The following is a 12683-nucleotide window of genomic DNA, read 5'->3' on the forward strand; positions in this document are numbered from 1 at the left end:
CGCCGGGCAGGCTGAGGGGAGGGGCGGTTTCGCCCACCGTGCGCCGGCCCGCCCATGCCACCGGCCGGGCTGCACGGCTACCGTCTGCGGCTACCGTCCGGGGAGAAGCTTGACATGGCCACACTGACTCCGGTTGCGCGGCGGATCGGGTCCGCGGTGGTGTCGGCTCTCGGCCTGGTGCGGGCGCCGTTCAGCGCGCGCGGCGACCGCCGTCGGCGTCAGGAGGAGCTCACCGTGGAACTCCTCGCCAGGCTCGGGTGCATCGCCGAGGGCATCGAGCACATGGTGGAGGAGATCCACCGCGCGAACCTGATCCGGCAGCACCGCCTCGTCACCGAACAGCTGGACCGCGCGATCGACGACCCCTCGCTCGCCGCCGCCCTGTCCACCCTGAACGGGATCTCCGACCTCAAGCGCCGCCAGCTGATGTTCGCCAACCGCGAGTACGGCACGATCCTGCTGGCCCACCGCATCGGTTACGTCGACTGGAACGAACTGGTCGGCCACCTGCGCATGCTCTCCCGCAACGAGGTCTTCGCGGAGTACTGGGAACGCACGGTCGAGCACCGCAGGAGCCTGCCCGAGGAGTCCCTGGAGGCCCGGGTCGGCAGAGCCGTCGACACGATCATGGAAGAGCTCGCGGAGGACCCGGACGAATGGTGGGTGGTGGGTCCCGCGCCCGAGGAGGTGGACCCTGCGCCCGGGCACGCGCCCGGTCGTCCCGCAGCCATGCCCGGGCACGCGCCTGGGCACGCCCCCGAGCCCCCGGGCGAGAGCCGCTCCTGACCCTGCTTCGGTACGCCGTGCTTCGGTACGCCGTGCTTCGGTACGCCGTGCTTCGGTACGCCCTGCTTCGGTACGCCCTGCTTCGGTAGGCCGTGCTTCGGTACGCCGTCCGCCAGGAGCGATCATGACGGGTCGGCAGGGTTGGGGAGGAACGCGTCGGGTCATGAATTTTGCCGGGGTCGCCGTGACCCCGGGGGTGCGTCAGTCGTTATAGGGCGCCACCCCCAAACCCGGGGCTTCACCGCCCCGAGTGAGAGGGGACCGCCCGTTGCGCATTGAGCTCTCTTCCGCCCGCATCACCCGACGGCTCGGTGATTCGCCCCGCCAGCGGGGGAGCCTGACCGGAGAGTCCTGCCCGGACCTCTTCGAACTCACCGACGGCAACTTCGCCGTCATCGGCACCGAAGCCACCGCCGCCCTCGACCCCCACCTCCCCTCCGACGCGGCCCGAGCCGACTACGAGCGCATCGTCGTCATCACCCGCGAGACTCTCGTCCGCGCCAAGCGGGACATCCCCGACGTATGACGGACGGAGGGCCTGGAGGCGTACCGCGCCCCAGGCCCTCGAAGACGACTACCTCCGACCGTCAGCCGACGACCGTCCAGGTGTCCCCGCCGGCCAGCAGCGCCCCCAGGTCCCCCTTGCCGTTCTGCTCGATCGCGGAGTCCAGCTGGTCCGACATCTGGTCGTCGTACACGGGCCGCCGCACGGACCGGAGCACGCCGATCGGAGTGTGGTGCAGTGTGTCCGGGTCCGCCAGCCGCGACAGCGCGAAGGCGGTGGTCGGTGACGTGGCGTGCGCGTCGTGGACCAGGATCCGCGCCTCGTTCTCCGGTGTCACCGTGACGACCTTCAGATCACCGGTGGCCTGGTCGCGGACCACGCCCTTGGAGTCGTCGGTGCCGAAGCGGATCGGCTGCCCGTGCTCCAGGCGGATCACGGCCTCCTCGGCCTGCTGCCTGTCCTTCAGTACCTCGAAGGCGCCGTCGTTGAAGATGTTGCAGTTCTGGTAGATCTCCACCAGCGCCGTGCCGGGATGGGCCGCCGCCTGCCGCAGCACCTCCGTGAGGTGCTTACGGTCGGAGTCCACCGTCCGCGCCACGAAGGACGCCTCCGCGCCGATCGCCAGCGATACCGGGTTGAAGGGTGCGTCCAGGGACCCCATCGGCGTCGACTTGGTGATCTTGCCGACTTCGGAGGTGGGGCTGTACTGGCCCTTGGTCAGGCCGTAGATCCGGTTGTTGAAGAGCAGGATCTTGAGGTTGATGTTGCGGCGCAGGGCGTGGATGAGGTGGTTGCCGCCGATCGAGAGCGCGTCACCGTCACCGGTGACGACCCACACGCTCAGGTCACGGCGCGAGGACGCCAGCCCGGTGGCGATGGCGGGCGCGCGCCCGTGGATGGAGTGCATCCCGTAGGTGTTCATGTAGTACGGGAAGCGGGAGGAACAGCCGATGCCGGAGACGAAGACGATGTTCTCCTTGGCGAGACCGAGCTCGGGCATGAAGCCCTGGACGGCCGCCAGGATGGCGTAGTCGCCGCAGCCGGGGCACCAGCGCACTTCCTGATCGGACTTGAAGTCCTTCATGGACTGCCTGGCCTCGGCCTTGGGCACGAGGGAGAGCGCCTCGATCGTGCCCGCGCCTTCCGTGGACGTCTCAGCCATCGATGGCCTCCTTGAGAGCCGTGGCGAGCTGTTCCGCCTTGAACGGCATACCGTTCACCTGGTTGTAGGAGTGGGCGTCCACCAGGTACTTCGCCCGGACCAGCGTGGCCAGCTGACCGAGGTTCATCTCCGGGATCACCACCTTGTCGTAACTCCGCAGCACCGCGCCGAGATTCCGCGGGAAGGGGTTGAGGTGGCGCAGGTGGGCCTGGGCGATGGGCTCCCCGGCGGTGCGCAGGCGTCGTACGGCGGCGGTGATGGGCCCGTAGGTCGATCCCCAGCCGAGGACGAGGGTCTTCGCGCCGTGCGGGTCGTCGACCTCGACGTCGGGGACGTCGATGCCGTCGATCTTGGCCTGGCGGGTGCGGACCATGAAGTCGTGGTTGGCCGGGTCGTACGAGATGTTGCCCGTGCCGTCCTGCTTCTCGATGCCGCCGATGCGGTGCTCCAGGCCCGGAGTGCCCGGAATCGCCCAGGGGCGGGCGAGGGTCTGCGGGTCACGCTTGTAGGGCCAGAAGACCTCGGTGCCGTCGTCCAGGGTGTGGTTGGGCCCCTGGGCGAAACGGACCCGCAGGTCCGGCAGCTCGTCCGGCTCGGGGATGCGCCAGGGCTCGGAGCCGTTGGCCAGGTAACCGTCGGACAGCAGCATCACCGGCGTGCGGTACGTCAGCGCGATCCGGGCCGCCTCCAGGGCGGCGTCGAAACAGTCGGCCGGGGTGCGCGGCGCGATCACCGGGACCGGTGCCTCGCCGTTGCGCCCGTACATCGCCTGCAGCAGGTCCGCCTGTTCCGTCTTGGTCGGCAGACCCGTCGACGGTCCGCCGCGCTGGATGTCGATGACCAGCAGCGGCAGTTCCAGGGAGACGGCGAGCCCGATCGTCTCGGACTTCAGCGCCACGCCGGGGCCGGAGGTCGTGGTCACCCCCAGCGAACCGCCGAAGGCCGCGCCGAGTGCGGCGCCGATGCCGGCGATCTCGTCCTCGGCCTGGAAGGTGCGTACACCGAAGTTCTTGTGTCTGCTGAGCTCGTGCAGGATGTCCGAGGCCGGAGTGATCGGGTACGAGCCCAGGAACAGTGGCAGGTCCGCCTGCCGGGACGCGGCGATCAGCCCGTACGACAGCGCCAGGTTCCCGGAGATGTTGCGGTAGGTGCCGACCGGGAAGGCCGTGGCCGCCGGCGCGACCTCGTAGCTGACGGCGAAGTCCTCGGTGGTCTCGCCGAAGTTCCAGCCCGCGCGGAAGGCGGCGATGTTGGCGGCCGCGATGTCGGGCTTCTTGGCGAACTTGGCCTTGAGGAACTTCTCGGTGCCCTCGGTGGGCCGGTGGTACATCCACGACAGCAGGCCGAGGGCGAACATGTTCTTGCTGCGCTCGGCCTCTTTGCGGCTGAGCGCGAATTCCTTCAGCGCCTCCACGGTCAGCGTGGTCAGCGGCACCGGGTGGAGGTGGTAGCCGTCGAGGGAGCCGTCCTCCAGGGGGTTGGCGGCGTACCCGACCTTCTGCATCGCCCGTTTGGTGAACTCGTCGGTGTTGACGATGACCTCCGCGCCCCGCGGCACATCGCCGATGTTCGCCTTCAGAGCGGCCGGGTTCATCGCGACCAGTACGTTCGGCGCGTCGCCCGGGGTGAGGATGTCGTGGTCGGCGAAGTGCAGCTGAAAGCTCGAAACCCCGGGCAGGGTGCCGGCGGGGGCGCGGATCTCGGCGGGGAAGTTCGGCAGGGTGGACAGGTCGTTGCCGAATGACGCCGTCTCGGAGGTGAAGCGGTCACCGGTGAGCTGCATGCCGTCACCCGAGTCCCCCGCGAAACGGATGATCACTCGATCCAGCCGGCGGACGCCCTTCACTCCCGCCGGATTGCGCTGCTCTCCCACGACGGCCTCGTCGGCCGGCTCCGCTGGGCTGCTGACCTGGCTGGTCACTGAACTGGACCTCCCTTGAGGCGGCTGTCTGGGAGTGGCCGTCCCGGCGGCCGTCCCAAGGTCAACCCTACGTCTGTAAGGGTCGCCTTCCCTCGGCCATTCGCATGATGGATGCGCATCTGAGACGGCCCGACGCCCCGACTTGACCCGATGTACTCGACGCTCACGGTGAAGACGCCCCGTACCCGTCCATCGGTTCTCGGTCCAACGTCCCACTGGTGGTGCGGACATTTCCCATCTGACACGGTGTCAGCTCTTCATGAGTTCAGATAGGTCAGCACCGCCAGCACGCGCCGGTGATCCCCGTCACTCTGGGACAGCCCGAGCTTCAGGAAGATATTGCTGACGTGCTTCTCCACGGCACCGTCACTCACCACGAGCTGCCGCGCGACCGCCGAATTGGTCCGCCCCTCGGCCATCAGCCCCAGGACCTCGCGCTCCCTCGGGGTGAGGCCCGCGAGCACGTCCTGCTTGCGGCTGCGCCCCAGCAGCTGCGCGACGACTTCCGGATCCAGTGCCGTGCCCCCCTGGGCCACGCGCACCACGGCGTCCACGAACTCGCGCACTTCGGCCACGCGGTCCTTCAGCAGATAGCCGACACCGTGACTGGAACCGGCGAGCAGCTCCGTGGCGTACTGCTCCTCCACGTACTGCGACAGCACGAGCACGCCGAGGTCCGGATGCTCCCGCCGCAACTGCACGGCCGCCCGCACCCCCTCGTCCGTGTGCGTCGGCGGCATCCGCACGTCCGCGACCACCACGTCCGGCAGCTCGCCCTGCGCCGCCAGCTCCGTGATGGTCTTGATCAGCGCGTCTCCGTCTCCGACCCCCGCGACGACCTCGTGCCCACGGTCGGTCAACAGCCGGGTCAGCCCCTCTCTGAGCAGCACCGAATCCTCGGCGATGACCACGCGCACTCTGTCCTCCACGATCCCCGGCCCCCCGAGCCCTGTGTGTCCGGCCGCGTCCCGCCGCCTGTCGACACATCAGTATCCCGCGTGGTGCCTCCGGCGGTCGGGCGGTTTTCGCGTCTGCCGGGTTCTTGTGGGTGGCTCGGTGCGGGTTCGTCGTGGCTTGTCGCGCAGTTCCCCGCGCCCCTGAAGGCCTGGGGCGTGCCCTGCACTATGACTGCGCCCCTGAAAGGCCCCGCCGCACTCCGACGCCGCAACACGCCGAAGGCAACGCCCGCCCCCGCGCACCCGCAGCCGCGTACGTACCGAAGGGGGTGTGCCGGGAGGTGTCCGCCCGCAGCGGCCGGCGTCCGCCGCCGAGTGGCTGACCGCCCACAGCGCCGCCGGACCGAGGACGGAGACCTCGCGGCGCGCCCCCGACCCACGAACAAAAGCGTAGGCGCCCGCGCCACAACGGCGGGAAAGCCGCCCACGACAGGAACCGTGACGGCGAAGCCGCGCAGGGACGAGCCCGCTCACGACAGGAACCGTGACGGCGAAGCCGCGCAGGGACGAGCCCGCTCACGACAGGAACCGTGGCGACGAAGCCGCGCAAGGACGAGCCCGCTCACGACAGGAAGCGTGACAGCCGGCCCGAGCCCGAGCCCGGCGCCGACTCCGAGCCCGGCGCCGACTCCGAGCCCGACCCCTGTCCAGCCCCCCACCCCCGGCGCCCCCGCCCGGACACAGCACGGCGCCCCCCCCGCCCGTGCGACCGCACGAACGGAGGGCGACCCCAGCCGGCCCAAGGTCAAGAGGGCCCGGCAAGGCCGTCAGCCATCTATGCCCGACCATCTATGCCCGACCACCTACGCCCGACGCCACGGCAGCTCCGCCGTGATCCGCGTAGGCCCCGCCACCGGCGAATCCACCACCAGGATCCCGTCCACGGCGTCCAACCGCTCGGCGAGCCCCGCCAGCCCCGACCCCGCCGACGTGTCGGCCCCACCGACCCCGTTGTCCACCACCTGGAGCATCAGCCGGTCGTCCACCTTCCACACATCCACCGTCGCGCGAGTGGCCCTGGAGTGCTTGCTGACGTTCTGCAGCAGCTCGGACACCGTGAAGTACGCGATCCCCTCGATCGCGGGCGCCGGCCGAGCCACCGGCAGATCCACCTCCACCTGCACCGGCACCGTGCACCGCGAGGCGACGGCCGACAACGCCGCGTCCAGCCCCCGGTCGGTGAGCACCGCCGGATGGATCCCCCGCGCCAGGTCCCGCAACTCCTGCAGCGCCGTCTTCACCTCACCGTGCGCCTCGTCCACCATCCGCGCCGCCGCCTGCGGATCCTCCGCCAGCTTCTCCTTCGCGAGCCCGAGATCCATCGCCAGCGCCACCAGCCGAGCCTGCGCCCCGTCGTGCAGATCGCGCTCGATGCGGCGCAGGTCGGCCGCCGCGGTGTCGACCACGACCCCCCGGTCGGACTCCAGCTCCACCACCCGCGTCGCCAGCAGGGACGGCCCCAGCAGCCCCCGCACCATCAGACCGTCCACCGTCGTCAGCGCCCGCACGATCCACGGCGTGGCCATCGTGATCAGCAGCCCGACCAGCACGGTCACGGTGATCTCGAACGGGTTGTCCAGGTACACGTGGTGCGACTCGTCGCCGTACAGCTGGATCCCGCCCTGGCCCACCCACATGGGGAAGACCCAGAACCACAGCGGATACGTCAGCATCGACCACCCGAAGACCCACAAATTCACCGCCACCACGAACGAGAACACCGCCCACGGGAACTGCACCATCGCGTACAGCATGTGCCGCCACGAGGTGCCGCTCTTGAGCATGGCTCCCATCCACGCCATCGCCCCGGACCGCTTCATCCGCAGCGGCTCGGGCGAAGCCACCTCCACCCCGAGCAGCCCACGCGCCCGGGCGCGCTCCATCGCGCCGAGCCCCCGGGCCCCCGCCAGCGCGCCGGCCAGTACGGGCACGCCGAGGAACGTGACGAGCAGCCCGGCTCCGAGCGACACCATCGTCACGGCGTACGTGAACATCAGGATGCCGATCGGCAGGCTCAGCAGCACATACGCGAACTCCCGCCAGCTGCGCGCCTCGAACGGTGCCCGCAGTCCCGCCGGGAGCCGGTGCCGCCGCTTCCCGACCGCCTCGGAGCCACCCCAGCTCCCGTACCCCTGTCCGTACTCCGTGGCCATGGCCGCCATCCGTTTCTCTTCGGATCCCACACGTCGAATGTCGTGGTTCCACCTTGCTCGCCGCGAGCGGGCCGGACCATGAAGGCCGTCGGCCTCTTCAGGCGGGGGTTTTCCCTACCGCCCGCGGCTGCCGCTCTCACCTCCCGCGCACCGCCTCGTCCCCCCGGTCCCGCCACGGCAGCTCCGCCGTCACCGTCGTCGGCCCCCCGGCCGGCGAGTCGACGACGAACAGCCCGTCCACCGCGCCCAGCCGCTCCGCGAGCCCCGCCATCCCCGTACCGCCGTCGAGACGGGCACCGCCGCGGCCGTCGTCCGAGACCTGGATCAGCAGCCGTTCCTCCGAGCGCCACACGTCGACCGCCGCGGTCCGGGCGCCACTGTGCTTGCTGACGTTCTGCAGGAGCTCGGAGACGGTGAAGTAGGCGATGCCCTCGATCGCCGCGGCCGGCCGGGTGGCGAGGTCGACGGTCACCGTCACGGCCGCCGTGCACCGCGAGGCGACGGCCGACAACGCCGCGTCCAGCCCCCGGTCGGTGAGCACCGCCGGATGGATCCCCCGCGCCAGGTCCCGCAGCTCCTGGAGCGCCAGCTTCACCTCGCCGTGCGCCTCCTCGACCATCGCCGCCGCCGCGTCGGGGTCCTCCAGGAGCTTCTCCTTGGCCAGGCCGAGGCCCATCGCGAGGTTCACCAGGCGGGCCTGGGCGCCGTCGTGCAGATCGCGTTCGATGCGGCGCAGATCGGCCGCCGCCGTGTCGACCACGACCCCGCGGTCCGACTCCAGCTCCGCGATACGCCGCTCCAGCTCCTCGGAGGGACTGAGGAGGCCACGCACCAACGCCCGGTCCACGTTCGTCAGCCCACGCGCGATGTACGGCAGGACCGGCCACGCCACGAACAACGAGGTGATCGTGACGGTGAAGGTCACGATCCCCCAGGGCAGCCGCATGAACTCGTACAGCATCGTGCGCCAGCCCACCGGGTCCTTCACGCTCATCCACGCCTGCGAGACGAACCCCCCGCTCCCGCGCAACGACAACGGCAGCGGACTCGGCTCGTCCACGCGCACCCGCAGCAGCGCCCGGGCCCGCCGCCGCTCCAGCTTCCCCAGCTGCCGGGCCCCCAGCAGCGCGGCCGCGAGCAACGGGAAGCCGATGACCGTCACCGTCAGAAATGCGGAGGTGAACAGCACGGCCACGACGTACACGAACCCGAGCAACGCCACCGGCAGATTGACAAGGAGATGCGCGATCTCCCGCCACGTCTGGCCGCCGAACGCGAACCGGGCGGGCGGTAACGGATCGGACAGCGTCCGGTCGGCGGACCGCGGCCGCACGGTGGGCGGGACCCACGGGACCTGCCCGTTTCGCGAGCCCTGCCCGTGCCGCGAATTCTGTCCGGCCGACGAGTGCTGTTCGGCCGGCGAGGGCTGTTCGCCCGACGAGGGCTGTTCGGCCGGCGACTGGGGTTCGGTCCGCGAATACTGTCCGCGCCGTGGGTCCTGTCTGTCCGGTGAGTTCTGTCTGTCCCGCGAAGAGTGCGGCTGGGCGGAGCCGGCGGGGATACGAGCGGTCATGTCCCCAGCCTGCCCGGCCCGCCCCCGCCCGCGCCATGCTGCGGACCGCCCGGCCATCCTGGGGAAAACCCCACCATCCCCGGCAGCCCGGGCGGCCTCCGCACGTCGAGCCGGGGCGCGTTACCGTTCAAGCTGTGACGGGCTGCTTACCGTTTCTTTAGCAGGGCCTAGACTCCCGTGCGTACAGATCACCGAACCGCAGCGTTCACGACGGCCGGAAGGCCAGGGCCGGGCAGGTCGCAGCCGACGCCAGGACCGGACAGGTCGGGACGGGCAGGTCGGGACGGGCAGCCAGGATCGGACAGGCCGGGGCCGACTGGTCGAAATTCACCAGGGGCGAAGCCAGGGAGTGAGGGGACGGACGTGCCGGAACCGACGGTTGTCGCCGCCGTTGCCGCTGTCGCGGAACACGGAACCGTGACCGGCACTGGAACCGTGCCGGGAGCGGGGACCGTGGTCGCGGCGGACTACTTCCAGTCCTACTCGGTCGTCGGCCTGCTCGCCGCCATCGGCGTGCTGTTCGTCGCCGTCGCCTTCGGTGCGGGCCGCCTGCTGCGCCCCGTCGTCCCCACCCCCGAGAAACTCCTCACCTACGAGTGCGGAGTCGACCCCGTGGGCGAGGGCTGGGCGCACACCCAGGTCCGCTACTACGTGTACGCCTTCCTGTACGTGATCTTCGCCGTCGACTCGATCTTCCTGTTCCCCTGGGCGACGGTCTTCGCCGCCCCCGGCTACGGCGCGGCGACGCTCGTGGAGATGTTCATCTTCCTGGGCTTCCTGGCCGTCGGCCTGCTCTACGCATACAAGAAGGGCGTCCTGGCATGGACGTGAAGCCAGATCCTGGCAAGGACATGACGCCGGAAGCGACTCCTTCGGAGCCCGTTCTGCTGCCGGAACCGAAGCGCCTCGGCGCGCTCGCGCGCCTCGCCCCGGAACCGATGAAGGTCATCCTCAACTGGGGCCGCCGCTACTCGCTCTGGGTGTTCAACTTCGGCCTCGCCTGTTGCGCGATCGAGTTCATCGCCGCGTCGATGGCCCGCCACGACTTCATCCGTCTCGGCGTGATCCCCTTCGCGCCCGGCCCGCGCCAGGCCGACCTGATGGTCGTCTCCGGCACGGTCACGGACAAGATGGCCCCGGCCGTGAAGCGCCTGTACGAGCAGATGCCGGAGCCGAAGTACGTCATCTCCTTCGGTGCGTGCAGCAACTGCGGCGGCCCCTACTGGGACTCGTACTCCGTGACGAAGGGCGTCGACCAGATCATTCCCGTCGACGTCTACGTCCCCGGCTGCCCGCCCCGCCCGGAGGCCCTGCTCCAGGGCATCCTGAAGCTCCAGGAGAAGATCGCGCGCGAGTCGCTGGGGGAGCGGTACGGCCACGGAACGCGTCCCTCGGCGGCCGCGCTGCAGAGCGGGCTCGTGACGCCACCGGCTGCCACCGGGGAGGGGGACCGGTGACCGGCTGGCTCCCCGCACCCGTCGAGGAACTCTTCGGCCCCGAGGCCACGGCCGAGGAGTCGTACGGCGTCCTCACCGTGGACGTCCCGTCCGCATCCTGGACCCAGGCGCTCCGCACGGCCCACTCCGCGCTGGGCTGCACGTACTTCGACTGGCTGAGCGCGGTCGACGAACCCGGCACGGGCTTCCGCGTCGCCGCCCACGTCGTCGCCCTGTCCCCGGTCCGCCGTCTCCTGCTCCGCACCACGGTCCCGCACGAGACCCCCGCCCTCCCGACCGCCACCGGCGTCTACGCGGGCGCGGCCTGGCACGAGCGCGAGACCCACGAAATGTTCGGCGTCACCTTCGAGGACCACCCGGGCCTCGACCCGCTCCTGCTGCCCGAGGGCTTCGAGGGACACCCCCTGCGCAAGGACTTCGTCCTGGCCGCGCGCGTGGCCAAGGCCTGGCCGGGCGCCAAGGAGCCGGGCGAGTCCGACCACGGCGGCCCCAAGCGCCGCCAGATGCTGCCCCCGGGCGTCCCCGACCCCAACGAGTGGGGTCCCCTGAAGGGCCAGCTCCCCCCGGCCCCGTCCCGCCCCACCCGCGACCGCCCGTCCCGCGCCGCCGGAGAACGCCCCACCCGCGCCGCAGGCGACCGCCCGGTCCGCCGCACCCGCTCGGCAAGCGAGGGCTCGGCCAGCCAGACGACAACGCCTCCGCGCCGTACCCGTACCGCATCCGAGGGTTCGGCCGGCCAGGCCGAGTCCCCCTCGGAGACCACCCCGACCCGGCGTTCACGCAGCGCGAGCGAGGGTTCCGCGAGCCAGACCCCGGAGCCCACGGAGGCGGCGCCCGCCACGGGGGCCACGCAGCCGGAGGCCTCGACCGAACCCCGCCCCGAGGGCCCCGGCCCGAAGGAACCAACCGCCCCGCGCAGCGCCGACGCCCCCTGGCACCACGCCCGCCCCACCTTCGACGAACCCGACCCCACCCCGAAGCCGAGCCCGGATTCGCAGCCGCAGCCGAGCCCGGATTCGCAGCCGCAACCGCAACCGCAACCGCAACCGAAACCGCAACCGCAGCCGCAACCGAAACCGGACCGGGACTCACAGCCAAAGCCGACGCCCAAGCCCGACCCGGCTCCGGCCCCGACGGAGGACCCGGCCCCGACCGAGGCCCCGGACTCCACCCCCGACGACCCCGCAGGAGGCACGCCGTGAACGACGCGCTCGACGTCGCCCTGCGACTCCTCGTCGTCTTCGTCGTCTTCCTCACCTTCCCCCTGATCATCGGCCAGACAGAACACAAGGTCATGGCCCACATGCAGGGCCGCCTCGGCCCCATGTACGCCGGCGGCTTCCACGGCTGGGCCCAACTCGTCGCCGACGGCGTCAAGTTCGCCCAGAAGGAAGACATCGTCCCCGCGGGCGCGGACCGCCGTGTCTTCCAGCTCGCCCCGGCCGTCGCCCTCCTGCCGTACCTCCTCGTCCTCCTCGCCATCCCCATCGGCCCCGGCGAGGGCGCGGTCGGCGAGGTCATCGACGCGGGCATCTTCTTCGTCCTCGCCGTCATGGGCGTCGGCGTCCTCGGCTCCCTCATGGCCGGCTGGGCCTCCGCCAACAAGTTCTCCCTCCTCGGCGGCCTGCGCACCGCCGCACAGCTCCTCGCCTACGAACTCCCGATGCTGCTCGCCGCCGCCTCCGTGGCGATGGCGGCCGGCACCGTCTCCCTCCCGGGCATCGTCGACGCCTTCGAGTGGTGGTGGCTGCCCTGGCAGATCGTCGGAGCGATCATCTTCTTCGTCGCCGGCCTCGCCGAGCTGCAGCGGCCCCCGTTCGACATGCCCGTCGCCGACTCGGAGATCATCTTCGGCGCCTACACCGAGTACACCGGCCTCCGTTTCGCCCTCTTCCTCCTCGCCGAGTACGCCGGGATCGTCGTCCTGTGCGGCCTGACCACCGTCCTCTTCCTGGGCGGCTGGCACGGCCCCTGGGGCGCCGACGGCCTCGGCTGGGTCTGGACCCTGCTGAAGACCGCGCTCCTCGCCTTCCTGGTCATCTGGCTGCGCGTCACCTATCCCCGTCTCCGCGAGGACCAGCTCCAGAAGCTCTCCTGGACCCTCCTCGTCCCGCTCGCCCTCGCCCAGATCGCCCTCACGGGCGTCGTCAAGGTGGTGAACTCCTAAACC

The 12683-nt window shown here is 70.9% G+C and carries 11 protein-coding genes; 6 read left to right on the forward strand and 5 right to left on the reverse strand.

Going from position 1 to position 12683, the window contains the following annotated elements; translation table 11 throughout:
- The first annotated feature begins 114 nt into the window (after nt 1-114).
- The gene (locus AB0959_RS15815) at nt 115-786 is read left to right on the forward strand and encodes a DUF6082 family protein (RefSeq protein ID WP_366826977.1); all 672 of its coding nucleotides are present in this window, start codon (nt 115-117) and stop codon (nt 784-786) included.
- A 268-nt stretch (nt 787-1054) separates the two neighbouring features.
- Complete coding sequence (locus AB0959_RS15820; RefSeq protein ID WP_366826978.1) at nt 1055-1312, forward strand: hypothetical protein; 258 nt, start codon at nt 1055-1057, stop codon at nt 1310-1312.
- Nucleotides 1313-1373: 61 nt separating this feature from the next.
- Here AB0959_RS15820 and AB0959_RS15825 read toward each other — a convergent pair whose 3' ends face one another.
- From AB0959_RS15825 to AB0959_RS15845, 5 genes are all read right to left on the reverse strand, one after another.
- Nucleotides 1374-2453 (reverse strand): 2-oxoacid:ferredoxin oxidoreductase subunit beta, encoded by a 1080-nt coding sequence (locus tag AB0959_RS15825; RefSeq protein ID WP_366826979.1) that lies wholly within the window; start codon nt 2451-2453, stop codon nt 1374-1376.
- Complete coding sequence (locus tag AB0959_RS15830; protein WP_366826980.1) at nt 2446-4374, reverse strand: 2-oxoacid:acceptor oxidoreductase subunit alpha; 1929 nt, start codon at nt 4372-4374, stop codon at nt 2446-2448. The genes AB0959_RS15825 and AB0959_RS15830 overlap by 8 nt, the downstream gene beginning before the upstream one ends.
- Nucleotides 4375-4631: 257 nt before the next feature.
- Nucleotides 4632-5291: a response regulator transcription factor gene (locus AB0959_RS15835; protein ID WP_366827068.1), complete on the reverse strand. Its 660-nt coding sequence runs from the start codon at nt 5289-5291 to the stop codon at nt 4632-4634.
- 842 nt (nt 5292-6133) lie between these two features.
- Nucleotides 6134-7483 carry a sensor domain-containing protein gene (locus AB0959_RS15840; protein ID WP_366827070.1) on the reverse strand — a complete coding sequence of 450 codons (1350 nt, stop codon included), beginning with the start codon at nt 7481-7483 and terminating at the stop codon, nt 6134-6136.
- A gap of 136 nt (nt 7484-7619) precedes the next feature.
- A complete protein-coding gene (locus AB0959_RS15845; protein WP_366826981.1) occupies nt 7620-8816 on the reverse strand; it encodes a sensor domain-containing protein in 1197 nt (398 codons plus the stop codon).
- Nucleotides 8817-9473: 657 nt separating this feature from the next.
- Between AB0959_RS15845 and AB0959_RS15850 the strand changes: the two genes are divergently transcribed.
- Genes AB0959_RS15850 through AB0959_RS15865 form a run of 4 tightly spaced genes read left to right on the forward strand, consistent with a single transcriptional unit; the run spans nt 9474 to nt 12680 of the window.
- Nucleotides 9474-9887 carry an NADH-quinone oxidoreductase subunit A gene (locus tag AB0959_RS15850; protein WP_366826982.1) on the forward strand — a complete coding sequence of 138 codons (414 nt, stop codon included), beginning with the start codon at nt 9474-9476 and terminating at the stop codon, nt 9885-9887.
- Entirely contained in the window at nt 9878-10513 is a 636-nt protein-coding gene (locus AB0959_RS15855; RefSeq protein ID WP_366826983.1) for an NADH-quinone oxidoreductase subunit B family protein, read from the forward strand. The genes AB0959_RS15850 and AB0959_RS15855 overlap by 10 nt, the downstream gene beginning before the upstream one ends.
- Nucleotides 10510-11715, forward strand: a complete 1206-nt coding sequence (locus AB0959_RS15860) for an NADH-quinone oxidoreductase subunit C (protein ID WP_366826984.1) — start codon at nt 10510-10512, stop codon at nt 11713-11715. Before AB0959_RS15855 ends, AB0959_RS15860 begins: the two co-directional genes overlap by 4 nt.
- A complete protein-coding gene (locus tag AB0959_RS15865; protein WP_366826985.1) occupies nt 11712-12680 on the forward strand; it encodes a complex I subunit 1 family protein in 969 nt (322 codons plus the stop codon). The genes AB0959_RS15860 and AB0959_RS15865 overlap by 4 nt, the downstream gene beginning before the upstream one ends.
- Nucleotides 12681-12683 lie beyond the last annotated feature (3 nt).

Origin of the sequence: Streptomyces sp. NPDC046862 (assembly GCF_040704615.1) — a bacterium.
Classification (GTDB): Bacteria; Actinomycetota; Actinomycetes; order Streptomycetales; family Streptomycetaceae; genus Streptomyces.